At 36.3% G+C, this 24328-nt stretch carries 26 protein-coding genes; 3 read left to right on the top strand and 23 right to left on the bottom strand.

The genetic code is table 11. From position 1 onward, the window contains the following. Nucleotides 1–31 precede the first annotated feature (31 nt). Nucleotides 32–2716, top strand: coding sequence for a PBP1A family penicillin-binding protein (locus tag CO726_RS07795; protein WP_099683872.1), 2685 nt, complete (start codon nucleotides 32–34; stop codon nucleotides 2714–2716). Nucleotides 2717–2738: 22 nt separating this feature from the next. On the opposite strand, the gene CO726_RS07790 is transcribed toward CO726_RS07795, so the two are convergent. The 10 genes from CO726_RS07790 to panB form a co-directional block, all read right to left on the bottom strand. After that, entirely contained in the window at nucleotides 2739–3257 is a 519-nt protein-coding gene (locus CO726_RS07790; protein ID WP_099683871.1) for a YpoC family protein, read from the bottom strand. 3 nt (nucleotides 3258–3260) lie between these two features. Then, nucleotides 3261–3908, bottom strand: coding sequence for an endonuclease III (nth, locus tag CO726_RS07785; RefSeq protein WP_099683870.1), 648 nt, complete (start codon nucleotides 3906–3908; stop codon nucleotides 3261–3263). 15 nt (nucleotides 3909–3923) lie between these two features. Continuing rightward, nucleotides 3924–4631, bottom strand: a complete 708-nt coding sequence (gene dnaD / locus CO726_RS07780) for a DNA replication protein DnaD (protein ID WP_000728549.1) — start codon at nucleotides 4629–4631, stop codon at nucleotides 3924–3926. Nucleotides 4632–4753: 122 nt separating this feature from the next. Continuing rightward, complete coding sequence (gene aspB / locus CO726_RS07775) at nucleotides 4754–5941, bottom strand: aspartate transaminase AspB (RefSeq protein WP_099683869.1); 1188 nt, start codon at nucleotides 5939–5941, stop codon at nucleotides 4754–4756. An 18-nt stretch (nucleotides 5942–5959) separates the two neighbouring features. Continuing rightward, entirely contained in the window at nucleotides 5960–6463 is a 504-nt protein-coding gene (locus CO726_RS07770; protein ID WP_099683868.1) for a cell wall elongation regulator TseB-like domain-containing protein, read from the bottom strand. Between the two features lie 7 nt (nucleotides 6464–6470). Beyond that, nucleotides 6471–6641: a YpmA family protein gene (locus CO726_RS07765; RefSeq protein WP_000358352.1), complete on the bottom strand. Its 171-nt coding sequence runs from the start codon at nucleotides 6639–6641 to the stop codon at nucleotides 6471–6473. A gap of 250 nt (nucleotides 6642–6891) precedes the next feature. Beyond that, entirely contained in the window at nucleotides 6892–9696 is a 2805-nt protein-coding gene (gene dinG, locus CO726_RS07760) for an ATP-dependent DNA helicase DinG (RefSeq protein WP_099683867.1), read from the bottom strand. Nucleotides 9697–9824: 128 nt separating this feature from the next. Beyond that, entirely contained in the window at nucleotides 9825–10208 is a 384-nt protein-coding gene (panD, locus tag CO726_RS07755; RefSeq protein ID WP_099683866.1) for an aspartate 1-decarboxylase, read from the bottom strand. A 12-nt stretch (nucleotides 10209–10220) separates the two neighbouring features. After that, entirely contained in the window at nucleotides 10221–11069 is an 849-nt protein-coding gene (gene panC / locus CO726_RS07750; protein ID WP_099683865.1) for a pantoate--beta-alanine ligase, read from the bottom strand. Next, complete coding sequence (gene panB / locus CO726_RS07745) at nucleotides 11069–11905, bottom strand: 3-methyl-2-oxobutanoate hydroxymethyltransferase (protein WP_099683864.1); 837 nt, start codon at nucleotides 11903–11905, stop codon at nucleotides 11069–11071. Before panB ends, panC begins: the two co-directional genes overlap by 1 nt. Before the next feature lie 407 nt (nucleotides 11906–12312). Between panB and CO726_RS07735 the strand changes: the two genes are divergently transcribed. Then, nucleotides 12313–12702, top strand: coding sequence for a cupredoxin domain-containing protein (locus CO726_RS07735; protein WP_099683862.1), 390 nt, complete (start codon nucleotides 12313–12315; stop codon nucleotides 12700–12702). Between the two features lie 127 nt (nucleotides 12703–12829). Here the strand turns inward: CO726_RS07735 and CO726_RS07730 are convergent, their stop codons facing one another. From CO726_RS07730 to CO726_RS07700, 7 genes are read right to left on the bottom strand one after another with little or no spacing between them, the layout of a single operon-like run. Next, complete coding sequence (locus tag CO726_RS07730; protein ID WP_098759498.1) at nucleotides 12830–13810, bottom strand: biotin--[acetyl-CoA-carboxylase] ligase; 981 nt, start codon at nucleotides 13808–13810, stop codon at nucleotides 12830–12832. Next, the gene (locus CO726_RS07725) at nucleotides 13795–14988 is read right to left on the bottom strand and encodes a CCA tRNA nucleotidyltransferase (protein WP_099683861.1); all 1194 of its coding nucleotides are present in this window, start codon (nucleotides 14986–14988) and stop codon (nucleotides 13795–13797) included. The genes CO726_RS07730 and CO726_RS07725 overlap by 16 nt, the downstream gene beginning before the upstream one ends. Further along, nucleotides 14975–16120 carry an N-acetyl-alpha-D-glucosaminyl L-malate synthase BshA gene (gene bshA / locus CO726_RS07720; protein ID WP_099683860.1) on the bottom strand — a complete coding sequence of 382 codons (1146 nt, stop codon included), beginning with the start codon at nucleotides 16118–16120 and terminating at the stop codon, nucleotides 14975–14977. The genes CO726_RS07725 and bshA overlap by 14 nt, the downstream gene beginning before the upstream one ends. Continuing rightward, the gene (gene bshB1, locus CO726_RS07715) at nucleotides 16117–16821 is read right to left on the bottom strand and encodes a bacillithiol biosynthesis deacetylase BshB1 (RefSeq protein ID WP_098759501.1); all 705 of its coding nucleotides are present in this window, start codon (nucleotides 16819–16821) and stop codon (nucleotides 16117–16119) included. The genes bshA and bshB1 overlap by 4 nt, the downstream gene beginning before the upstream one ends. An 11-nt stretch (nucleotides 16822–16832) precedes the next feature. Beyond that, nucleotides 16833–17228 (bottom strand): methylglyoxal synthase, encoded by a 396-nt coding sequence (mgsA, locus tag CO726_RS07710; protein WP_000684767.1) that lies wholly within the window; start codon nucleotides 17226–17228, stop codon nucleotides 16833–16835. 14 nt (nucleotides 17229–17242) lie between these two features. Then, on the bottom strand, nucleotides 17243–18043 hold the full coding sequence (gene dapB / locus CO726_RS07705; RefSeq protein WP_099683859.1) for a dihydrodipicolinate reductase: 801 nt from the start codon (nucleotides 18041–18043) through the stop codon (nucleotides 17243–17245). Then, the gene (locus tag CO726_RS07700; RefSeq protein ID WP_002108639.1) at nucleotides 18043–18384 is read right to left on the bottom strand and encodes a nucleotide pyrophosphohydrolase; all 342 of its coding nucleotides are present in this window, start codon (nucleotides 18382–18384) and stop codon (nucleotides 18043–18045) included. Before CO726_RS07700 ends, dapB begins: the two co-directional genes overlap by 1 nt. A gap of 377 nt (nucleotides 18385–18761) precedes the next feature. Between CO726_RS07700 and CO726_RS07690 the strand changes: the two genes are divergently transcribed. After that, nucleotides 18762–19643 (top strand): YitT family protein, encoded by an 882-nt coding sequence (locus CO726_RS07690; protein WP_099683858.1) that lies wholly within the window; start codon nucleotides 18762–18764, stop codon nucleotides 19641–19643. 28 nt (nucleotides 19644–19671) lie between these two features. On the opposite strand, the gene CO726_RS07685 is transcribed toward CO726_RS07690, so the two are convergent. The 6 genes from CO726_RS07685 to qcrC all read right to left on the bottom strand — a co-directional run bounded on the left by CO726_RS07685 (nucleotide 19672) and on the right by qcrC (nucleotide 24287). Then, a complete protein-coding gene (locus tag CO726_RS07685) occupies nucleotides 19672–20313 on the bottom strand; it encodes a uracil-DNA glycosylase (protein ID WP_099683857.1) in 642 nt (213 codons plus the stop codon). A 99-nt stretch (nucleotides 20314–20412) separates the two neighbouring features. Next, entirely contained in the window at nucleotides 20413–21093 is a 681-nt protein-coding gene (locus CO726_RS07680; protein WP_025988738.1) for a zinc metallopeptidase, read from the bottom strand. Between the two features lie 112 nt (nucleotides 21094–21205). Further along, nucleotides 21206–21994 (bottom strand): sporulation protein YpjB, encoded by a 789-nt coding sequence (gene ypjB / locus CO726_RS07675; RefSeq protein ID WP_099683856.1) that lies wholly within the window; start codon nucleotides 21992–21994, stop codon nucleotides 21206–21208. Between the two features lie 106 nt (nucleotides 21995–22100). Continuing rightward, complete coding sequence (gene lit / locus CO726_RS07670) at nucleotides 22101–22787, bottom strand: lipoprotein intramolecular transacylase Lit (RefSeq protein ID WP_099683855.1); 687 nt, start codon at nucleotides 22785–22787, stop codon at nucleotides 22101–22103. A gap of 18 nt (nucleotides 22788–22805) precedes the next feature. Further along, nucleotides 22806–23402, bottom strand: a complete 597-nt coding sequence (gene lhaT / locus CO726_RS07665) for a lipoprotein heptaprenylglyceryl N-acetyltransferase LhaT (RefSeq protein WP_136699463.1) — start codon at nucleotides 23400–23402, stop codon at nucleotides 22806–22808. 117 nt (nucleotides 23403–23519) lie between these two features. Next, nucleotides 23520–24287: a menaquinol-cytochrome c reductase cytochrome b/c subunit gene (gene qcrC, locus CO726_RS07655; protein WP_098759508.1), complete on the bottom strand. Its 768-nt coding sequence runs from the start codon at nucleotides 24285–24287 to the stop codon at nucleotides 23520–23522. Between the last annotated feature and the right edge of the window lie 41 nt (nucleotides 24288–24328).

Raw genomic sequence — 24328 nt, 5'->3', positions numbered from 1 at the left:
GGGGAGAGAATGAAAGGTAGGAGAAAGTATAATGTCAGATAATTATCGTTCTCGTACAGAACGAAATCATGTAAAAAATCAAAAGCAAGAAACAAATACAGAGAAAAAACCAAAGAAAAAAGGCTCCTTTTTAAAAAAATTCCTTATAGGTTGTCTACTTCTTGGTATCGTTGGTCTTGTAGCTGGCGTTTCCGCTTTCTTTGTTATGGTGAAGGACGCTCCAAAATTAGACAAATCAAAACTTGTCAATCCTTTATCAACAAAGTTTCTTGATAAGAATGGGAACTTTTTCTATGAATACGGTGCTGAAAAAAGAACCCACGTCACTTATGATCAAATTCCAAAAGTAGTTGAAAATGCATTCCTTGCAACTGAGGATTCACGTTTCTATGAGCATAATGGAATTGATTTTAAACGAACTACAAAAGCAGTTATGGAAAATGTCACTGGAGGATTCGGATCTCAAGGTGGTAGTACGATTACACAACAAGTAGTCAAAAACTATTTTCTAACGATGGACAAAACTGCAAAGAGAAAAGTACAAGAATGGTACCTATCTTATAAATTAGAGCAACAATACTCTAAACATGAGATTTTAGAGATGTACTTAAATAAGATTAACTTAGGTAACCGTTCATATGGTATTGCAACAGCAGCCAAAAAATATTATGACAAAGATTTAAAAGACTTACAGTTACATGAAGCTGCTATGCTAGCTGGTTTACCCCAAGGTCCTAATATTTATGATCCAACAAAACAAGACAACGTTGAACGAGCTACACAACGTCGTAACGTCGTATTATCATTAATGCATCGACATGGTTATATAACAAAAGATGAAATGAATAACGCAATGAAAATCCCTGTAACTGAGGGTCTTCAACCGTCTTCAGAAGTAACTGAGATGAAGTATCAAGCATTTTTAGATGCTGTTGTAAAAGAAGTTGAAAAAGAATATCCGGATATAAATATCGGTTCAGATGGTTTAACGATCCATACAACACTTGATCAAGATGCTCAAGATTACGCTGATAAAATTATGGATGGCAATCTTATTAAGTATCCGAACGATCAATTCCAGGGATCATTCGTATTTATGGATACACAGTCTGGAGAAGTTCGAGCAATTGGAGCTGGGCGCAAAGAAAGTAAGTCTACTTTCAAAGGTCATAATATGGCCATTGATTTAAAACGCCAAGTTGGTTCAACCATGAAACCAATTTTCGACTACGGTCCAGCAATTGAGAATTTACAATGGTCTACATACCATCAATTAAATGACTCAGAGTATACGTATTCCAATGGTAAAAAAATACGAAATGCAACAAATAGTTACAAAGGTGACGTTTCACTACGTGAAGCTTTGAAAAAATCATTAAACATCCCGGCTTTAAAAACAGCCCAAGCGGTTGGCCTTCCTAAGTCACAAGCGTTTGCTGAAGGCTTGGGTATGACATTTAAAGACGGTAAAACATATGAATCAACAGCAATTGGTAGTAACGATAGTTCTCCATTACAATTAGCGGGGGCATATGCAGCCTTTGGTAATGATGGTAACTACAATAAACCGCACTTTGTAAAAGAAGTTATCTTCCCGGATGGGAAAAAGAAAAGTTTTAAACCGAAAGAACAACGTGCGATGCAAGACTACACAGCTTACATGGTGACTGACGTTCTTCGTGACGTAGTAAAACCTGGTTCTGGTGGTACAGGTCCAACAGCATACGTTTCAGGTGTTGATGTAGCCGGTAAAACAGGAACACAAAACTTTGATGAAGACGTTATTAAAAAATATGGTATTCCGGCCGATGCAAACCGAGATAGCTGGTTCGCTGGATATACACCGCAATATACAATGGCAGTATGGACTGGTTACGAAAAGGATGGTCCAGAAAATTATATTGGCGATCGTTCTACTAGAATTGCGCAACAAATGTTCCAAGTAATGATGAGCAAATTCGCTACAGATAAATCTCGTTTCGAACGTCCTTCTTCTGTACAAGAAATAAACGGAGAGTTATATGTAAAAGGTGCGAAAAAAGATGCAATTAAACAAATTAAAGTAGATGCACCTAGTGGTCTTAATGTCACTTTCGATGGTGCTAGCACAGTTACACTAAACTGGTCTGGACCAGCAGAAGTTGATGCGTATGCAGCAAGCTATAAAGCGACTGACGGTTCAAGTGGTAGTTTATCAATAAAAGGTACGACAGCTACTCTTGGTGGTATTAAACCAGGCGTTACTTACAGCTTCTCTGTAGTAGCGAAAAAAGGTACTGGAACAAGCCCTGCAGTTGGTGCATCCTTCACTGCGCCTGGTGGAACTCCAGACCCAAAGAAAGCTGAAGAAGAGGCTGCTAAGAAGAAGGCTGAAGAAGAAGCTCAGAAAAAAGCTGATGAGGAATCTCAGAAAAAAGCTAATGAAGATAAACTAAAACAAGAAGAAGCTCAGAAAAAGGCTGCTGAAGAACAGCGTAAACAACAGGAGCAACAAGAACAAGAACAACAACGTAAACAACAAGAAGAAGCTCAAAAGAAAGCTGAAGAAGAAACTGCTAGAAAGAAAGCCGAAGAAGAAGCTGCTAGAAAGAAAGCTGAAGAAGAGGCGGCTAGAAAAAAAGCTGAAGAAGAACAACACAAGCAACAAGAACAACAACAAAATACCGGAGGAGATACACCTCACGCAGACGGAAATGTTGTTACAACAGAGTCTTAATCCAAAAAAGAAGTCCTTTCTCTTAACGAGAAAAGGACTTCTTTTTTGTTATCATTTTCTTTACATAAAGCTTTTCTAATTCAATATACAACTGCGCTAACTGAATATAAGAATGATAATTATTCGATTTCTTTATAATGAACGAATATCGCTCTATAAAATTAACTGGTTGTACTTCCAATTTACTCGTGTAATCTTCCATTTCGGTCAAACTATGAACAGGTTGCTCATTTAGCCAATATACAATTGATAACAAATGTGCTGCAAAAAGAATCATTGGGCCTTCAGCTTCTTGCTTATTTCTGTTTCGAAATAGTGTAGCAATCTCTTCATGCTTATTTTTCCATGCATTCAACAGTATAGGAATACTATTTTCAATTTCATTCCACGGCTCATATTGTCTTTCAATATCAAATATAAAGTAAGTATTTTGTATTATTTCTTCAAAAGATTGTTCTGTATGATACTCAATCGAATTTTTATTTTCTTTAAAAAATGGTAATGAACGGAATTCTTTCGGTATCTCTATCACTCGCTCCATCCTTTATTTCCCCTTCATTCGCTTCTTTCCTTCACGACATACTTCTAGTAAGCGGCACTCTTCACATTGTGGACGCTGTGCTTTACAGTGATAACGCCCAAAGAAAATCATACGATGATGTGTAACGCCCCATTCATCCATCGGAACTTTCTTCATTAATGTCTTTTCCACTTCTAACACCGAATCTTTCCATCTACAAATCGCTAACCGTTTACTGACTCTCTCTACATGCGTATCGACCGCAATTGCCGGAACTCCAAACGCTACCGACACTACAACATTTGCCGTCTTTCTTCCTACACCTGGTAATTTCGTCAGTTCGTCACGGTCTTTTGGAACTTTTCCGTTATAATCATCCAGCAACATCCGGCACAATTTTTGAATGTTTTTTGCTTTATTTCGGTATAATCCAATAGAGCGTATATCTTGTTGTAACTCTTCTAGAGAAACACCTAAATAATCTTCTGGTGTTTTATATTTTTGAAATAAATTTTTCGTCACTTTATTTACAAGTGCATCTGTACATTGTGCAGATAATGCCACCGCAATTACTAATTCAAATGGATTATCATGAATTAATTCACAATGTGCTTCTGGATACATATCCGCCATTGTGTCTAAACAATAGCGAATTTGCGTTTTATTTAACATATACTTCCTCCTACATTACTGCTCCAACCAATTATAAAAAGGCACTTTTCCAGTAAATTTCGTCTCTTGTTTTGTCGTTTGCTGCGTTCGTTGTTGATTTGCTCTAAATTTTCGTCCTTGGTTTTGGGCTTGATCTACTGTTTTAATACCATTCTTCTTCCACTCAAATAAAATACGATCAATATATCGGAAATTAAGCTTACCACTCATTACAGCTTCCCTGAGGGCCGCTTGAATTAAATTCGGATGATGTTGATCTTGATCTTCCCACATTCCCAACGTTTCACATTCAAATGGAGAAAGTGGTCTTCCAAATTCTTTTTCAAATACTGTATATAAATTTACTTGCAGTTGTTTTATTTCTTTTTGTTCTTCCTCTATTGATTCATTCATTAAGAAATGCAATATTTTTTCCCATAGCGGTTGTAAAGAATAACTTTCACACATCATCGCTTCTGATTTTTGTCCACCTTCTAGTGATAAAAATCCTTTTTGAATCAATGTCTGAATTACTTCCATACATTTCATTTCAGTAATTGTCATCCGTTCTGAAATCTCTGACGGAGTCGGAAACGAATTGCCCGATTCTAAAAATGTGTGTACATGAAGTACAACCATAAATTCTGTTTCATTTAACCCTAGTTTTTTATAATGCATCATAAGTAATTTTGGAATTGCAATGCTTCCCTGTTCAAACCACTGTAACATCATTTTCTTTTTCATCACCAAACACCTCGCTCTCTAGTATAACACACCTTTTGCTATTTCTTTTTGCCACAATTCGTCAAAAAAACCTCCCTATTATGTAGGAAGGTTTTTTTGTATTGCGTTAATAAAATATACAATTAAGCTTGCACTTTACTTTTCATAAACGTATGAATACGTTCTAATGCTTTCTCTACTTGTTCAAGAGATGTCGCATATGATAAACGAACGTTATTTGGAGCACCGAATCCTGTACCTGGTACAAGGGCCACTTTTTCCTCTTCTAATAGAGCTTTTGCCCAATCATCAACAGTTTCGTATCCTGATAAAGCTACAGCTTCTTTTACATTAGGGAATAAATAAAATGCACCTTGTGGCTTAATGCAAGTAAATCCAGGAATTTGAATTAATTTATCATAAATAATGTTTAATCTCTCTTCAAATGCTTGACGCATTGTTTCTACAGGTTCTTGTGAGCCTGCATATGCCGCGATTGCGCCGTATTGAGCGATTGAAGTAGGGTTTGACGTACTATGACTCGCTAAGTTCGTCATCGCTTTAATAAGCTGCTTATTTCCTGCTGCATATCCAATACGCCATCCTGTCATAGAATGAGATTTAGATACACCATTAATAATAAGTGTTTGTTCTTTTAATGCATTAGAAAGCTGGGCAATTGAAGTATATTCCGCTCCACCATAAATTAATTTCTCATAAATTTCATCTGAAACGATTAAAATATCATGTTCTAAACATACTTCTCCAAGCTGTTGTAATTCTTCTTTGCTGTAAATCATTCCTGTTGGATTGCTCGGTGAATTAATAATAACTGCTCTCGTTTTCTCTGTAATTGCCTCACGTAGCTGCTCTGCTGTAATTTTGTACTCATTACCTTCCAGACCTTCTACATAAACTGGCTTACCTCCAGCGAGTTTTACTTGTTCAGGATAACTTACCCAGTAAGGCGTTGGGATGATAACTTCATCTCCTTCATCAAGTAATACTTGGAATAATGTATATAATGCATGCTTTGCGCCGTTACATACAATAATTTCAGACGGATCATACGCAATTCCTTGATCACGAGTAAACTTCTTCACAATTTCTTGTTTTAACGCTTGTAATCCACCTGTTGGTGTATACTTCGTATGTCCTTCTAACATCGCTTTATGTGCAGCATCCATAATATGTTCTGGCGTATTAAAGTCAGGTTCTCCTGCCCCTAATCCAATTACATCATGACCTTCTGCTTTTAATGCTTGCGCCTTTGCTGTAATTTCTAAAGTTGCAGATGGTGTTAAAGCAGCTACTCGCTTTGCTAATTTCATTTGTAGTTCCCCCTACATCTATTTTTCAATGCTATATCGTCGTAAAAACTGACCATCTTTAAATGCAAGATAGTAATAACTATAACGATTTTCATCATCAATATATGTAACTTCCCATAATGGTATATTGTTTTCAAAGCCTAATTTTGCTTTTAAAATTTCTTTCGGCTTACTTTTTGATTCTTTACTTTCATCTCCGACTTGTTCAATCGTTCTTTGTAAAGCATCTTTTTCAGAAATACCTTCGCTCTTTTTCCTTACTATTGTTTCCCCTTTTTTCTCAGGCACCCAAACGATAAGTTGCTCTCCTTTTTCATCTGTACCTTGTACGACTGTATATGAAGATTCTCCGTTATAATAATCAACAGATTTTACTTTTGTAAGCTTTGCCTTTTCTTTCGCAATTTCTACAGATTTTGCCTCTTTCGGAAGTTTCTTTTCCATTGCTTTATTATAAACATACGCCCCATATATTCCGCTAGCAACGATTACGATAACGATTGCAAAGATCCACTTTTTCATTGTATCACTACGTTCTGTAAATCGTAAATACAGCTGTTTCTTTATCTTTTTCGTCTAATGCCAATCCGAACATGAGGTCCTGCTCTTTTAACGTACGATTCAAGCTATCAACAATTTTATACAAGTCAGACGAATATTTAATACGCGTCGTTGATAGGACTTCGATTTTCTTATCCATGAAAAAACTCCTCCGTTACACAAAAATTTCTAATTATAGAAGAACGCAATGCGGTTACAATAAGAGTACATTCTTTACAACCCCTGCTTCATCACCCATCTATTATAGCAGGACATGTACAGCAAAAAAAGGTTTCAAGTCGAAAACTCATACATTTTGTATACAAGAAGTAAGAAAAATAAAATTCCTCCTACCCACATTTTTTACGCCTGAAGTTTACATGTACTTCAGGCGTATTTTTCTTCCAATTTTATTCAGCTGGCCGTTCCTTTACTTGTTCTAACAATTCTTCTAAAGGACCTTCATAGAGCGGGACAGTTGGAATTGATTGTAAAAAATATTTTCCATAGGAAGAGCTTGTCAAACGACGGTCTAATACAAATACTGTTCCAGTATCTGTGCTTGTTCTAATGAGACGACCAAATCCTTGTTTGAAACGCAGTATTGCTTGCGGGAGTGCTAACTTAGCGAATACGTCCTCTCCTTGATTTTTTAACCATTCCCCTTTTGCTTCTATCATCGGTTGATGAGGAGGCGTAAAGGGAAGGCGGACAATAACAAGACAACTAAGGGCATCTCCAGGTATATCGATCCCTTCCCAAAAACTACTTGTTCCTAACAAAATCGATTTGTCGAACTCTTGAAACTTACGAATGAGACGACTTCGGCTCTTATTATTCACACTTTGCGTTAATAATAAATACCCTTCTAACTCCTCGTCATTTTTCAAATTCGTATACGCTTCTTTCAACATTTCATACGAGGTGAATAAAACGAGCATTCTACCTTTTGTAGCTTTCGCTATTTTTGCAATATGTGCCGACACAGATTTAATATATTCTTCATTACTTGCTTTCTTAATAAAAGGCACATCCGTTGAAACCATTAATTTCATCTGTTCTTCAAAACGGAATGGTGATGGAACCTGTAATGTATTAGGAGCAAAATCATGTAAACCTAGCTCTTCTTTTATATAGTCAAATGAATCGTTTACTGTTAACGTTGCTGATGTGAAAATAACGCTCTTTTTCTGTGTTAAAAATTCATCAGCAAATCTTTCACCAATATGAACAGGCTGCCCATATAAAACAGTTGAATGAATGGTTCCCTTCGTTTCAGTCTCCATCCATGTCACATATGAATTTTTTTCTAAAATGAGTAACTGTAAAGATTGTGCCATCTTTCTCAACAACGCAATTAAATGCATAAATTCACCAGTAACAACATGCATCTCCCATTCTAATTTGCTTTGCAATATATCAACTTGCTTCTCAAGTGTAGTCAATAATTTTCTTACATCATATACAAAACGATTTGTTAGCTCGGTAATGCTATCCCATAACTTACCTTTCTCTACTTCTGTGTTATATCGATAAATGAGTGGCATATTGCTTATTCCTTGTTCCTGCTTTGTTTGTTTAAAGATGAAAGCACGTAACATTTGGAAGAGCTCATCCGCATCAAATTTCAATTCCTTCAAACTATGACTCACCATGCGGAAAGTCGAACGGGAGGTTTGTTCTGATTTTTTCATCATTTTATATACTTTAGAAAGTACATCATCTGTTTCTAGCGTACCAAGACGAGATAAAACTAGTTGAAAATACATACAGGAGAACTGTTCACCTAATGTTCTACTCGCCGCTTCCTCGATATGATGAGCCTCATCAAAAATAATATGTTCACATGAAGCAAACAATGGTTCTTCACTTGAAAAATCTTGAAATAATAACGCATGATTTGTAATAACGATATCTGCAAATAACGCTTTATTCTTTGCTCGTTGATAAAAACAACGACTAAACCAGTTACTTTGCATGCCGCCCGGACTATGTACATCACTACAAATACGGTTCCAAAGTAGCTTTCCGCCCTCAGGAATATTTAATTCATCCCGATCGCCAGTTTCCGTTTGCAATAACCACACTAAAATTTTTGCCTTTGTGAGCGCCATATCATAATTTTTCTCTTCCTCTTGCAAAGCATATTCAAATTTATGTAGGCAAAGATAATGCTTTCTTCCTTTCAAAAGAGCTACTTCAAATGAAAATGGCATGATTTTCTGTAATAATGGAATTTCTTTCTCTAGTATTTGTTGTTGCAGTTGTACTGTTTGGGTACTTATGATGACGGGTTCTTCTTTTTTCCTTGCAAAATAAATACTTGGAAGCAAATATGCAAGAGTCTTCCCTGTTCCTGTTCCTGCTTCGATTAGGGAAAACCTAGAGTCTCTTAGTGCTGTATATATTTCCTTCATCATAATTTGTTGGCTTTCTCTTTTTTCAAACTTTGGCATATTCAATGCAAGTTTATCGATTGTCTTATGCAAAAAAGCATCAAATTTAGATGAACATGTTTCACTGAGATTTAAAGAATAATTTCGTTTTCGAAGCGCAATATTTCGATACACTTCATACCCCTCTGCCGCTTTTTTACCATGCATCATTTTCTTTAAAATATTTTCAGAAAGTACATCCGCAATATCACTTTGAAAAACATCACTCAATTCATAAAGCGATTGCAAGGTGACAAGTGGTAACTTTTCAATTTCATTTAAAAATTGTAAAAACAATTCCGCTGTAGCAAGAGCATCACTATCCGCACGATGTGGTTGATCGTGCTCTAGTTCATGTTGTTTAGCTAAATCACGTAATTTATAACTATCAGCCGTCGGCAAAAGAATTTGCGCCAACTCAACTGTATCAACTTTTGGACAATGTACTTCTGTATATCCAGCTTGCCTTAATTCTTCCGTTAAAAAATTCCAATCAAAGTGAACGTTATGGGCAACAAAAGCTGCACCTTGTAACAGCTCAACAACCATCGGGGCTACATCTTGAAATAACGGGGCTTGCTTAACCATACCCTCATCAATCCCTGTTAGTTCTGTAATAAATGGCGGAATCTCTCTCTTCGGATTAATAAAAGATGAAAAAATCTCCAATATCTCTCCATCTTCCACTACAACAGCTGCAATTTGGGTAATTTTATCCTTCCCATCCTTCCAGGAGTTCCCTGTCGTCTCTAAATCCACAACGACATAACGCTTACTCATATATGTAACACCTCAATTTCTTACCTATCAAACACAAAATTATATAATGTTACTATACCACGTTTTATCTTATCTTAATGAAAAGATGCACAAAAAAGCTATCTCTGTAATAGAGATAGCCTTTCTACTTATAATATCGTACCCGCTTTTTCAGCACCTAACATTTCAATAATTTGATTTTCATCGTCTAATACTGCAATTTTCGGCTCTTGTTTATGAATATTTTCTTCTGCCACTAAACCGTAGCAAATAATAATAACTTTATCCCCCGGCTGTACAAGCCTTGCAGCTGCACCATTTAAACAAACAACACCGCTACCGCGTTCTCCTTTAATAACATATGTCTCTAAGCGAGCGCCATTATTGTTATTTACAATTTGTACTTTTTCATTTTCTACAATATTTACTGCATCCATTAAATCTTCATCAATTGTAATACTACCTACATAATTTAAATTTGCTTCTGTTACTGTTGCGCGATGTAACTTCGCTCTCATCATTGTGCGAAACATAGATGCTCCCCCTTATTTCACCGTTAATGTTATATTGTCAATTAATCGTACATTATCAAATTTAACTGCAATTGCTAAAATAATTCGTCCTTCAATTTTATCCATTATTTGTAATGAAGGATAGGCATATAAATCAGCATAATCTACAGTGCCTTTCGTATACGTCTCGATATACTCTTTCACAAGAGTTGTAATGATTTCTGAATTACGTTCGCCTGCCTCAATTCTTTCTTTCGCTATACATAAACTGCGGTATAAATGAGGAGCTTCTTCACGCTCTTCTTGTGATAAATACACGTTACGAGAACTTTTTGCTAATCCATCTTCTTCCCTTACAATATCCACTGGTACGATCGTAACCGGAATATTAAAATCAGCGACAAATCCTTCAATGACAGCAACTTGCTGTGCATCTTTCATACCGAAATAAGCACGCGTTGGCAATGTAATATTAAATAGTTTCATGAGTACAGTCGCAACTCCAGCGAAATGACCAGGTCTTTGTTTGCCGCATAATACATCGGTACGCTTCACAACTTCTACTGTTGTCGTTTGTTCTACTGGATACATTTCTTCTACGCTCGGATAAAATAAATAATCTACACCGCTTTCTTTTGCTACATTTTCATCTCTATCAATATCACGAGGATATCGATCTAAATCTTCATTCGGTCCAAACTGTAGCGGATTGACAAACACGCTTAAAACTACAATTTCATTTTCTTCTCTTGCCTTACGTAATAAAGTCGCATGCCCTTCATGTAAATAACCCATCGTTGGAACAAAACCGATACTTTTTCCACTTCTACTGTTGGCGTTTGTAATTTGCTGCATCTCTTGCACTGTAGTTACGATTTTCATTATTGTTTTCCTCCGTATAACGCTAAGCATTCTTCCTCTTTCATTGTGAACGAATGTTTTTCTTCAGGAAATTGTCTTGTCTTTACTTCAGCAACATATTGAGAAATCCCGCGTACAATTTCCTCTTGAACAGACGTATATTGCTTCACAAATTTCGGAACACGATTTACGCCATATGAGATAAGATCATGATAAACAAGCACTTGCCCATCTACTTTTTGTCCTGCGCCAATCCCGATTGTTGGAATTGTTAATTGCTCTGAAATAAGTTCTGCTAACTGCATTGGCACACACTCTAACACGAGTGCAATTGCACCAGCTTCCTCACATTTCTTCGCATCTTCTATTAATTTTTTTGCACTTTCAACGTCTTTTCCTTGTACTTTATATCCACCTAGCACTCCTACAGATTGAGGAGTTAAACCTAAGTGCGCCACAACAGGAATTCCCGCATTCGTCAAGTAGTGAATAGTTGATATCACTTCTCCCGCACCTTCTACCTTCAGTGCATGGGCGCCACTCTCTTGAACGATGCGGCGTGCATTCACCATCGTATCTTGAGGCGACACATGATACGACATAAATGGCATATCAGTTACAATAAACGTTTCTTTCGCTCCGCGGCGTACAGCTTTCGTATGATGAATCATATCCTCTACTGTTACAGGTACTGTCGAATCATAGCCGAGTACAACCATCCCGAGAGAATCTCCAACTAGAATCATATCAACTTCAGCTTCTTCTGCTAATTTAGCAGAAGGGTAATCATACGCCGTTAGCATTGTAATCGGCTCACCTTGCTCTTTCATTTTCAAAAAATCTGTTTTTGTTTTCAAAAACTACTCCTCCTTTATGCAGGAGAGAGGAGATGGCCGAAATCATATAAAAAACCCCTCTGGCCACAAAAGGGCAGAAGGGTTGTGTGTTAGTCGGCATTATTCATCCCTCTGTCCCAGTCCGTTATTGGATCAAGGCAGAATCCAAGTTATTATTTTTCGTATTGCTTCGAATCATGGTGCAGTTCGCTCTGATACTGCCCATATTCGAACTAATTATAGCAAACTCCCAAAAGGAATTACTACATTTTTTTGAAAAAATAATTTTTATCCTCATTATGGTATGTGAATTTTCAATAAATTACTCAATCATAGAAATATAAACAGCTTTTTAAATACATAGTATAACTCATAAAATAATGATGCAGGTTAATTGAGGAAACATACTTACAAAAGGAGAATTGCGAATGTCTATAAACAAATGGTTATTTCGATCCATCGGTTTGCTTGTGATGATTGTAGGGATGATAACTTTTGGCACCCTCCATACATTTGCCTCAGTTAACGTCGTAACACAACCTATCGATTCAACGAAAGTAATTGAGGTTGAACTAAATGATGATTACTTTAATCCAAATGTCATCACGATTCCACTTGAAGGATCAACAACATTACTATTGAAAAATAAAGGTAAAAACGAGCACACCTTTACAGTGAAAAAACTCGGCATTGACGTCGTAGTCGAGTCAGGAAAAGAAAAGAATATTACCGTGAAACCTAAAAATACTGGCACATATGAATTAATATGTCGATACCATCTTCTTAAAGGAATGGAAGGCAAAGTAATCGTCAAATAACATGCCAGGCCAACTAGACGGAAGATATTTTGAAATGAACTTTAAATATTAAAAGAATTTATTATCATGTTACAAATTAAACTCAAAAATATTGAAATAAAAAGAAGTTCCAAAAGAGGAACTTCTTCTACTTAATTTCGATATCCGCAGAATGAATATGATGTACTTTTCCTTCATGGTCCTCTAAAAGCAATACACCCTCTTCTGTAATTCCTTTTGCTAGCCCTGTAATCGACTGTCTCATCGTTCGGGCGGTAATTTCTTTCCCGATGCTCACAGCGTAGCTTTCCCAAAGAATTTTAATGACAGAGAAACCATTTTGTAAATACTCTTCATATAATTTTTCTAGTTGTAAAAAGATTTGTTGCATAAGTTCTGCACGAACAATTGGCTTACCAGATTCAATCGCTAAAGAAGTAGCAATATGCTGAATTTCCTCATCAAAATGTTCTTGCTTTTGATTCGCATTAATACCAATGCCCATAATGACAGCATTGATTTTATCAGGATCCGCTTGCATTTCCGTTAATATACCTACAGCCTTTTTCCCTTGAATTAAAATATCATTTGGCCATTTTATTCCTACGTTTACACCTGTGCATTTTTCAATTGCTTGCGCAACACTAACAGCCGCTAACAAAGTAAGTTGTGGTGCATGATGAACCGGGATTGATGGACGTAAAATAATACTCATCCAAATTCCTGTCCCTTTCGGTGAATGCCATTTTCTGCTTAAACGACCTCTGCCCGCTGTTTGTTCTTCTGCCACAACAATTGTTCCTTCTTCTACACCTTCATACGCTAGTTTTGCTGCAATATGCTGCGTAGATTCAACAGACTCTTCAAAATACACTGTTCTACCAATATGTTTCGTTTGTAATCCTAACTGAATTTCATTCGCAGTCACTTTGTCCGGCTTACTCGCAATTCGATAACCTAATCGACGTACAGCTTCAAGTTCATAGCCCTCATTACGAAGGTCCTCCATATGTTTCCACACAGCAGTTCTCGAGCAACCAAGTTTATCACTAATCGTCTGGCCAGATACAAACTCGCCATCCGCTTCAGAAAAAACTTGCAATAACTGCTTTCTTATAGTAGATTGCATCCTTGCAGCCACTCCCTTATACGCTCTTTCTCATTAACTACGTTTCCTTGTACGATTGCTTCCTCAATTTTTTGAAGCATTTCAGCAACCCATGGACCAGGCTTTTTGTTTGTCCAGCTTAATAAATCATTCCCCGTCACATTCATTTCTTGACGACTCTTTATTGGCAATGCTTGAAACAATGTTTGTACTCGTTTAACAGATGTACGGTCATAGCTTTCAATCATCGCTTCATATACTCTTTCAGCCATTTCAGCGATATGAATTCCCGTTTTATAAAGAAGGACTGTATCCCAATCCTTCTCCTTTCTCGTACGGATTGCCAATAAAACTGCAACAATATCTTTTATTTTTTTATTCGAAAACTTCCATTGACGTAAAAAGACAGATGGATGTTCTTCTCCGATACAATATAAGAAAAATGCCCACGCCTCAATATCCGTTTCGAAAGAATCCCATTTATACTGCGTAGCTTTTAACAGTCTCTCTTCTGACATTTGTAAATATGGCAAATGAGAAAATAGCTTCGTCTCTACTAATTCTTTGAGACCTTTCACACAATATGTACCAGTTAACAGTTTCTCAAACTCTACTGTAATACGCTCAATTGCTATATGTTCTAGCAAATGCCCATACGTTTCGATCGCTTGCTTCGTTTTCATTTCTAGTGAAAAACCTAACGTGCTTACAAACCGAATACCACGCATCATTCGCAGGGCATCTTCTTGAAAACGATCCGCAGCATTTCCAACTGTCACAATTTCCCTCTGTTGAATGGCTTCCTGTCCAGCAAATAAATCAACCATTTTGCCTTCTTCTGTCATAGCAATTGCATTCATCGTGAAATCACGACGTTTTAAATCCTCTTCTAATGAACGAACAAATTGAACACTACTAGGTCTTCGAAAATCTTCATATTCGCTTTCTGTTCGAAAAGTAGTTACCTCATAAGGCTCACCATTTTCTACAACAATTACAGTTCCATGTTCAAGACCAACAGGAACATTTCTTGGGAATATAGCCATCACTTCTTCTGGTAGAGCAGATGTCGCAATATCAATATCTCCAATCGGCCTATCGATAATAAGATCTCGTACGCTCCCACCAACAAAGTAAGCCTCATGTCCTTGTTGCTTTAATGTCTCAATAATAGAACTAGCTTTTTTAAATCTTTCCATTTTTGTCATCCCTTAGTACGTCATAATAAATCGTTTCATATTGTGAAACAATTTTTTCTGAGCGAAATTGCTCATAAACACTTTCTCTTGCTCGTTCTCCCATATTACGGTGAAGTTCCTCGTCCTTTAATAGCTGCGTAGCTTGATGTGCCACTCCTGTTGTATCGCCAACTTCACATAAATATCCTGTTTCCCCGTGTTGAATAACCTCTGGAATACCTCCAACACGTGTTCCGATACAAGGTACACCACACGCCATTGCTTCTAATAAAACAAGACCAAAACTTTCCTTCTCTGATAGAAGCAACATTAAATCACTCATCGCAAGTAGTTCTGCAACATTATCTTGCTTTCCTAGGAATAAAACGCGATCTTCAATATGTAAATTCTTCACTATCTGTAAAATCGTACAGAATTCTGGTCCGTCTCCAACAAGAAGCAACTTCGCATCTACTTCTTTAACAATTTTAGCAAATGCCTGAACAACATCCTGCACACGTTTTACTTTACGGAAATTCGAAATATGAATAAGTACTTTTTCACTCTCACTTATACCGTATTCTTTCTTTAATTGAGACATATTACGCTTGAAATATACACGTTCGTCTATAAAGTTATATACCGTTTGAATGTCTTTACTTGGTTTTACAAGCTCATGCGTTTCGTTAATTAATGAATGTGAGACAGCCGTAACAACATCCGATTGCTCAATACCAAAACGAATTAAATTATTTAACGAAGGGTCGGAACCTAACACAGTAATATCTGTTCCATGCAAGGTTGTAACAATTTTAATACGCTCTCCAATCATTTGTTTCGCTAAATACGCGCAAATTGCATGCGGTATTGCGTAATGTACATGTAAAATGTCTAGGTTTTCTCTTTGTGCAACCTCGGCCATTTTACTTGCTAACGCTAAATCGTATGGTGGATATTGAAATACAGAGTATTGATTTACCGTCACTTCATGAAAATAAATGTTTGGATATACTTTATTTAACCGGAATGGTAAACCCGATGTAATAAAGTGAATTTCATGCCCACGTTCCGCCAATTGCTTTCCTAATTCTGTTCCAACAACTCCAGAACCACCTACAGAAGGATAACATGTAATACCTATTTTTAATTTCATTTACATCCCCCTAATAAATCAGCATGTAATAAAACCGGTTTCTTACTCATAAATCCCTCGGCATACAAGACTCCAACTTCTTTTCCAAACATCTTCTCACGAGCGATTACAGTTTCAACGTAACCTTCTGTTAACGGCGTTTTCACACCATCACTCCCTGTTGAAAACTGACTTTCATACGCTTCTAATGCTTCCACCTTTATAGAGAGGTACTCACTTATATCTATACAAAAATTCGGTTTATGAAAACCATTAATCATATAATGATAAAAAGACTCCACACGATGTGGTGAAAGTTCCGGCATATATTTACGGATTCCTGCTGAAAAAATAGCCTCTTCCACAAGCTTTGCACAATTTGCATGGTCTGGATGACGATCTTCATAGTACGGCGCAAAAACTAGTTTTGGTTTATATGTACGGATCACCTTGACAATTTCACGTATATATTCTTCTTTCATATACAAACCACGGTCTGGCATCGCTAAATTCAGCCTCGTTTTTACTCCCATTATACGAGCTGCGACCTTCGCTTCTTCTTTTCTCAACTCTATCGTTCCATTTGAAGAAAGATCAGCTTCTGTTAAATCACAAATACCTACTTCATACCCTTGCTTTGTATATTTAGCGATGGTACCAGCCATGCCGATTTCAACATCATCGGCATGAGCACCAAACGCTAATATATGTAATCCACTCATAATTGTTCCCCTCATTTTCTTAACTTGCGATAATCTAAATCTCCTCGCTCTAATGCGTGCATTAACATTTCAGCACTTGCCATATTCGTTGCAAGTGGAATCGCATATACATCACATAAACGAAGTAATGCATTTACATCTGGCTCATGCGGCTGAGCAGTTAGTGGATCTCGGAAGAAAATCACCATATCCATATCGTTTTTTGCAATCATGGCACCGATTTCTTGATCGCCACCAAGAGGACCCGACTGATATCTTGTTACAACTAAGCCAGTTGCCTCCATAATACGAAGTCCTGTCGTTCCTGTTGCAAATAATTCATGTTGTTCAAAAATTGGTTTATATGCGTACGCAAACGAAACCATGTCATTTTTCTTTTTGTCATGTGCGATTAAGGCAATTTTCATCCGTTTTCTCTCCTTTAATCGATAATATTTTCTAAGCCGTACACAAGATGATCTAGATTCATTACTGTCTCAATTGATAGTTTTACACCTGACATAAATGATGCACGATTGAATGAATCATGACGAACTGTTAGCATTTGTCCATCTCCACCGAACATTACTTCTTGGTGAGCAATAAGTCCTGGTAAACGTACGCTATGAATGTGAATACCGTCTACATTTGCACCACGAGCGCCTTCCAGTTGCTCTACTTCATTTGGATGACCTTGCTGCTTTGATTCACGATTTTGGCGAATTAATTCTACTGTTTTTACCGCGGTACCAGATGGTGCATCTAATTTTTGATCATGATGCAATTCAATTACTTCAACATCTTGGAAATACTTCGCTGCCATTTGTGAGAATTTCATCATAAGAACTGCACCAATTGCAAAGTTTGGAGCAATAATTGTTCCTACTGCTTTTTCTTTTGCATTCTCAGTTAAACGTGCCAATTCTTCTTCTGTAAATCCAGTTGTACCAATAACCGAACGAAGTCCACGCTCAACTGCAAGTGTAACGTGTTGTTTCCCCACTTCTGGTGTTGTTAGATCTAACAACACATCTGCTTCTACTTCCTCTAAACAAGTATGTAAATCAGCGTAAATCGGTGCATGTAATGCTGGCATGCCAGGTAAATCAGAAATCTTCTCACCACCATGCTTATAATCCACTGCTGCTACTAAATTAAAATGTTCCGTTCTTTCCATAAGAAGGACTGCTTCATGTCCCATACGTCCTCTTGGTCCGGCGATAATTACTTTAATTTCTTTCATTATTCTTTCTCTCCCTCATCAATACGTGTCCAGCGATCTTTATCACGTGTATTAAATTTATTCATTACAATGTTATGTGCTGTCTCTAAATCAATATTTAAACTATTTGCCATACAAATCATAACAAATAATACATCTCCAAGCTCTTCTTCAATACTTCTTTCTTTTTCAGTTGTTTTCTTCGGTTTCTCACCATAATAATGATTTACCTCTCTTGCAAGCTCTCCCATTTCTTCCGTTAAACGAGCCATCATTGCAAGCGGACTGAAATAACCTTCTTTAAACTGACCAATATATGCATCTACTTCTTTCTGCATATCTTTCATTGTTTTTGCTTCCATACTATTCACCTCTAATCCTTCCTCTTTCATGTTAGCCAATTCATCACGATTTGACAAATATTATTCCCCGCCAAACACCTATTTGCGACCCATTTTTGGATAGACTATAATAAAGTGAAACTTCTTTTGCGATTTTTGCAAAAGATTAGTTGAACTAATCGGGTTCCTACAGCTGGTTTGTCCCTCTTCTTTGCTTCATCTCCTATCAGCCGTTAGTATGGGGTAAAGTGAAACTTCTTTTGCGTGCTTTTCGCAAAAGATGAACCCGCACCAATCAGATTCTTACTATTTTCACTAGCAACTAGAAATTACTTATTATTATGTTTTACCGTTTCAGCGGAGCAATGCAATCATTACATAATTAGGGGGATTTCTATATGACATCAAAATTAAAGATGCGAAATATTATTTTTATTTTAATCGGTTCCGCTATATTTTCTTTCGGTATTGTCAATATCAATATTGAAAACCACCTTGCAGAGGGTGGGTTTACTGGTATTACACTATTATTGTATTTTTTATTTAAGTTTGATCCTTCCTACTCAAACTTGATTTTAAATATCCCTATATTTTTTATTGGTTGGAGGTTACTTGGCAGAACGACATTTTTATATACATTAATTGGCACCTTTAGCGTATCTTTATTTCTATGGATTTTCCAGCGTTACGAAGTGCTCAACTTACATTTAAACTTGCAAAATGATATGACACTCGCAGCTTTATTCGCCGGGGCATTTATCGGTATCGGTCTTGGGATAATATTTAAATATGGCGGGACTACTGGCGGTGTAGATATTATCGCACGACTAGCTCACAAATATGTTGGCTGGAGTATGGGGAAAACGATGTTTATGTTTGATGCTATCGTCATTATCGTCTCTATTCTTACCTATTTATCATACCGCGAGGGTATGTATACGTTAGTTGCTGTTTTTATCGGGGCGAAAGTCATTGATTTTATGCAAGAAGGAGCATATGCAGCAAAAGGAGCGACTATTATCTCAGATAAAAACGATGAAATTGCTGCCAAAATTTTATCTGAGATGGAGCGCGGAGCAACCTTTTTAAAAGCTGTTGGATCGTATACAAAAGTAGAACGTAACGTATTGTATTGCGTTGTTGCTAAAAATGAAATCGTGAAATTAAAGAATATCATTACTTCTGTAGATCCTCATGCTTTTGTCGCTGTAAGTGACGTACATGATGTAGTTGGCGAAGGATTTACGTTAGATGAGAATAAAAACCCTTTACATAATTAAATGTAACTAGAAAAGCGCCTTAGCTTTTCTAGTTTTTTATTACAAGTCTTTTAAGCTTCTCCAAATCCTCATAAATAAGCTCCAATAAACTCCGATTATAAAAAATGGAAGCTGGATGAAAAGTCGGAAAAACATGATATTCTTTCTCTGACCATGTAAACTCTGCACTTTGCATATCCTTTAATTTTTGAATGGGCTGTTTTAATAATTGCCCGTGTATATCTGTGATTTTTTTATTTTTTCCTGTTAAACGTTGAAGACCGATATTTCCAAGCGTGACGATAAGCTTCGGATGTATTTTCTCTAATTCATAATCTAACAAAGGCGCATGGGCAACTATTTCTCCCTGATTTGGCGTTCTATTATACTTTTTTTGTATGATTTCACCATTTCGTTCTTTTTTCTCTCGCCATTGATAAGGTCTACTCCGAACAGCACTCGTAATATATACTTCTTCCCTTGTAACGTGAATACGTTCTAAAAAACCCATTAATTGTTTTCCCGCCCTCCCGCTAAACGGAATCCCATTATGAATTTCTGTTTCACCAGGCGCTTCTCCTAACAACATAAATTTGGGATTTCCAGGACCTTGTCCACTTAAAAAACCTTCTAATTGATAAGGCGCACTACGTTCTTTCACTTGTTTTACTAAATGGTCTGGATATTTCATTCCCCCACCGCCTTTCTGCATTACTTCTATTATTTCTATTTGCAATACATTATATAATTCAATCCACACAACAAAAAAGACTATCAAAATTGATAGTCTTTAGTCGTCGCTACGCTGCATACCAGTGTACATTAATACGAGACGTAATAATTCAAATACCGCTACAGCTGCAGCTGCTACATATGTTAATGCTGCCGCATTTAATACTTTACGAGCTTGCCCATATTCATCTGTTGATACGATACCTAACGCTTCAATTTGTTGCATTGCACGCTTTGATGCATCAAACTCAACTGGTAATGTAACAAGTTGGAACACAACACCTGCTGCCATTAAGATAATACCTAATAACAATAAGTTAGCCATAGATGCAAAGGCACCAATCATAATAAATATCCAAGAAATATTCGATCCAAAGTTTGCAACTGGCACTAACGAATGACGAATACGCATAAAGTTATAATCTTTTGCATCTTGAATTGCGTGTCCTACTTCGTGTGCTGCAACTGCTGTACCAGCAACTGAATGACCGTAATAGTTATCTGTTGATAATCGAACTGTTTTAGCAGTTGGATCATAATGGTCTGATAAATGACCTGGTGTTTCTTCTACAGCTACGTTGTATAATCCATTCTCATCTAAAATTTTCCGAGCCACTTCCGCTCCTGTCATACCTGATGTTGAATAAACTTGTGAATACTTGCTATAGGCACTACGTACTTTTGACTGTGCATACAACGGTATGATCAAAATGATCGCGAAGTAAATTAAATAAAACATCATGAACCTCTGAACCTCCATTGAAGTTTTAATTATAGTACTTCTCATTCTATTTTCTTCTGCCATCATTGTCAATTAATAAACCTTACAATCCGTATCTTTATTTATTGCATTATCTATTTTTAGAATGTACATTACTTTTTCTTTTTTCTCTCTCTCCTTTATACTTTCTCCAACCAACATAAGTTAATGTGAATAAAATAAGACCTCCAGTAATTGTCATAAACCAAATGAGAGAGGGTGCAATTTCATCTTTTTTTACTGTGTGAAATATTTTTTGCAAATCCCCTTTAATAATCCCTAATTGCATTTGGCCGCCTTTCGTTTTTAACATAACGTTACGAAATTCATCTAAATAAGATAAATGAACATTTACACGCTGCACTTCGTTTTCTGGCAAGGCGATCATTAAGCTTGGATAAATAATATTAAATTCATGTAAAAATGTGTTTAACGTTTGTTGAAACTGCCCAGTATCTTCTTTTGTCATCGCTTTTTCCATTTGAGAAAAGGCATCCATTACTTTCCTTTCTCTTTCCATCCAAAGTGGTTGATATTTCGATACTTGTGCATCAACAGCAAGTTGTAATGCCAGCACATTATCAATTTTAGCTTGCTTACCTAAACCTTCTTCAGAGAGCGATTGTTGCGCCTTATCGTAAGCTAACGAAATAACTCTAACTTGATCTGGCGTTACTTCTTGCTTCTTTTCATTCCCCTTTATTACAAACTGCTCCGAGAAATGTTGTAATACTTGTACCGCTTTTTCATCTTCATTACGCTTCACTAATTGTAATGAGTCATCTAACAATCCTGTTAGTTCACCCCACTCCTCAGCATATATACGTAACGGAAACATTATAATTAGAAATGCGATCAATCCAATTAATGTTCTCTTCATCCCGGTCCCCCCTATAACTACTAGTACAAAATATGTTAATTTGGACAAGAATAGAACAGAACTGAACCGAAAAATATATTATCGTTTTACAAACAAAAAAATTCTCTTAAACAGAGAATTTTTCCTTTGAAATCCTTTTCTTTTTTACGAAATATCTATACAAGCTGTAACACAATATGCTTCCAAATAAAATAAATAATAAAATAGCACAAGCAGCATGCATAAAGAATTCTTCTGGTAACATTAATATAATTGGATCCGTTTCAATATCAAACATCCAATAATCATTACTGAATAAAAGCTTATGGAATAATACAAAACTCTTTTCAAAATTAATAGCGATCGGCAACATCAGCGCGATCGGAAAGATAATTGTTAAAATCGATCCGTGCAATAAAAACTTTTCATTTTTCTTTTTTAATAAATAAATGCCGCCTACTATTGCAATCATAATTGTCGCATACATTACATATTGAATTTTCACTAAAATATTTTTAACATCTACAAAATGAATACGACCATTTGTAGACATATCTAATGTTGGAAACTGTAATGCTCCGTCATAAAACGGAGATAAGTATGTGATAAGCACATCATAATTTCTTTTAATATCATCCTTCGTCATATCTGCTAAATCTGGAATGTTTAAAAAATCAATTTCAAAATAATATAGCCATTTTCCATATACAATCGCCGTTGTTGCGAGTGCAAATATAGAAAATGCGATGCTATATGAAACAACTATCGTAATCAATCGATCCAATATTTTTGTACCACTCTTATTTTCCTTCATTTTCTCCCCCTAAATGTTCTAACTATCATAAAAAAACTGTTTTCGGTTCTCACGCAAGCAACAATAATATGTAATACAAAGCACTGCGATACTTAGCCAAAACGTAAAATAACCAATTTCTCCTACAAACAAATGCATAATTCCATATCTCGGCATTTGCCAAAATAAATAATCAATTGCATCATTATGTAATGTCCATATAGCAGCTACCGCAAAATGCCATTTTTTTATACGGTAAAACGGTGCATATAACAATCCCTGTACTGCCATCGCAAAATGCGAAAGCATTAACATATACCCAATAAAACCGATAGGACCTTTTACATAAATCATAACCCCATTTACAACAACAGCCCATATACCATATTTTATTAAAGTAACAATCGCTAGCGCCTCTATTAATCCCCAACTTCTCTTTATTAAAAAAGCAATTAAAACAAAAACAAAAAAGAGGCTCGCCATAGGGCTATCGGGTACAAACGGCCAAAATATAGGTGACGTTTCTTTTAATTGATTTCCATACCATATAAATCCGTATATTGTACCTAATATGTTAACAACTAATAAAAATAATAATACGGAGCGTTGTCTTAACATTGCATACAAATAAACCAAGTTGTATGTCCAACACCTTTCAAACAAATTCATTCCTCAAACTCTACTCTATTATATAGTAAACTTTCTTTCATCAAAATAAAAAGCTGACTACAAATTTTTGTAGTCAGCTTTTTATTATTTTTTATTATACTTTGCAACGAATTCCGAAAGCTTCTTCAGTTCCTCATCCGTACCTTTAAATACACCTTTAGGCATCGAACCTTTTCCTTCTTTCGCAATTTTAGCAATTTCTTCTGGCTTTAAAGTTAAGTTTTGCAATGCTGGTGCTGCTGCCCCGCCCTGTAAATTGTCACCGTGACATGTTAAACAAGTATTTTTTTGCATTAATTTATAACCCTCATCATTTTTATCAACTGGGGCTGTTTTTACAATTGCTCCTTGTTTTTTTGCAGCTTCCCAGTCGTGGTGTGCTACAGATTCCCAAGTTAAAAAGATAATCGATGCAATTGCTAAAAGCATAAATCCAGTTGCTACAGGACGCTTCAATGGGCGTCTTTCTGGTCCTCGATCAAGAAATGGAGCTAACAGTAATGCGCCAAACGCAATCCCTGGCATAATAAACGCTCCAATTACAGTAAATGAGCCAGAAGCATAAGAATATTTTAATAACTGATACAAGAATAAGAAATACCAATCTGGAAGTGGTATATATCCGGCATCAGTTGGATCCGCCATTCTTTCAAGCGGTGACGGATGCGCCACTGTTAAACATAAATAACCGATTAAAAAAACTGCACCTACCATCCATTCTTTTAACAAAAAGTTCGGCCAAAATGCTTCTGTTTTCCCTGGGTATTCAGAATAATCTTTTGGAATATTTGGTTTCCGAGCTACTGGTACCCGAGAATCTCCTACAAACTTCATCCCTTTGCCGCGATGCATAATCTCCCTCCTTTAGTTCTTTCCCCTTTAATTTAGCAATC

Origin of the sequence: Bacillus fungorum (genome assembly GCF_002746455.1) — a bacterium.
Lineage (GTDB): Bacteria > Bacillota > Bacilli > Bacillales > Bacillaceae_G > Bacillus_A > Bacillus_A fungorum.
The sequence above is the reverse complement of the archived record's forward strand: the minus strand, read 5'-3'. Positions and strand labels throughout refer to the sequence as shown.

Excerpts from the sequence above, each read along its gene's own strand:
- CO726_RS07730 (WP_098759498.1), bottom strand. The coding sequence starts at position 13,810 with ATGCAATCTACTATAAGAAAGCAGTTATTGCAAGTTTTTTCTGAAGCG.
- ypjB (WP_099683856.1), bottom strand. The coding sequence starts at position 21,994 with ATGAAGAGAACATTAATTGGATTGATCGCATTTCTAATTATAATGTTT.
- CO726_RS07680 (WP_025988738.1), bottom strand. The coding sequence starts at position 21,093 with ATGTTTTATTTAATTTACTTCGCGATCATTTTGATCATACCGTTGTAT.
- CO726_RS07700 (WP_002108639.1), bottom strand. The coding sequence starts at position 18,384 with ATGGAAGCAAAAACAATGAAAGATATGCAGAAAGAAGTAGATGCATAT.
- CO726_RS07795 (WP_099683872.1), top strand. The coding sequence starts at position 32 with ATGTCAGATAATTATCGTTCTCGTACAGAACGAAATCATGTAAAAAAT.
- panC (WP_099683865.1), bottom strand. The coding sequence starts at position 11,069 with ATGAAAATCGTAACTACAGTGCAAGAGATGCAGCAAATTACAAACGCC.
- nth (WP_099683870.1), bottom strand. The coding sequence starts at position 3,908 with ATGTTAAATAAAACGCAAATTCGCTATTGTTTAGACACAATGGCGGAT.
- qcrC (WP_098759508.1), bottom strand. The coding sequence starts at position 24,287 with ATGCATCGCGGCAAAGGGATGAAGTTTGTAGGAGATTCTCGGGTACCA.
- bshB1 (WP_098759501.1), bottom strand. The coding sequence starts at position 16,821 with ATGAGTGGATTACATATATTAGCGTTTGGTGCTCATGCCGATGATGTT.
- CO726_RS07790 (WP_099683871.1), bottom strand. The coding sequence starts at position 3,257 with ATGGAGCGAGTGATAGAGATACCGAAAGAATTCCGTTCATTACCATTT.
- dnaD (WP_000728549.1), bottom strand. The coding sequence starts at position 4,631 with ATGAAAAAGAAAATGATGTTACAGTGGTTTGAACAGGGAAGCATTGCA.
- lit (WP_099683855.1), bottom strand. The coding sequence starts at position 22,787 with ATGAAGGAAAATAAGAGTGGTACAAAAATATTGGATCGATTGATTACG.
- CO726_RS07735 (WP_099683862.1), top strand. The coding sequence starts at position 12,313 with ATGTCTATAAACAAATGGTTATTTCGATCCATCGGTTTGCTTGTGATG.
- CO726_RS07690 (WP_099683858.1), top strand. The coding sequence starts at position 18,762 with ATGACATCAAAATTAAAGATGCGAAATATTATTTTTATTTTAATCGGT.
- bshA (WP_099683860.1), bottom strand. The coding sequence starts at position 16,120 with ATGAAATTAAAAATAGGTATTACATGTTATCCTTCTGTAGGTGGTTCT.
- CO726_RS07685 (WP_099683857.1), bottom strand. The coding sequence starts at position 20,313 with ATGAAATATCCAGACCATTTAGTAAAACAAGTGAAAGAACGTAGTGCG.
- dapB (WP_099683859.1), bottom strand. The coding sequence starts at position 18,043 with ATGAAAGAAATTAAAGTAATTATCGCCGGACCAAGAGGACGTATGGGA.
- CO726_RS07765 (WP_000358352.1), bottom strand. The coding sequence starts at position 6,641 with ATGGATAAGAAAATCGAAGTCCTATCAACGACGCGTATTAAATATTCG.
- aspB (WP_099683869.1), bottom strand. The coding sequence starts at position 5,941 with ATGAAATTAGCAAAGCGAGTAGCTGCTTTAACACCATCTGCAACTTTA.
- panD (WP_099683866.1), bottom strand. The coding sequence starts at position 10,208 with ATGTTTCGCACAATGATGAGAGCGAAGTTACATCGCGCAACAGTAACA.
- dinG (WP_099683867.1), bottom strand. The coding sequence starts at position 9,696 with ATGAGTAAGCGTTATGTCGTTGTGGATTTAGAGACGACAGGGAACTCC.
- mgsA (WP_000684767.1), bottom strand. The coding sequence starts at position 17,228 with ATGAAAATTGCCTTAATCGCACATGACAAAAAGAAAAATGACATGGTT.
- CO726_RS07725 (WP_099683861.1), bottom strand. The coding sequence starts at position 14,988 with ATGGAAAGATTTAAAAAAGCTAGTTCTATTATTGAGACATTAAAGCAA.
- CO726_RS07770 (WP_099683868.1), bottom strand. The coding sequence starts at position 6,463 with ATGAAAAAGTGGATCTTTGCAATCGTTATCGTAATCGTTGCTAGCGGA.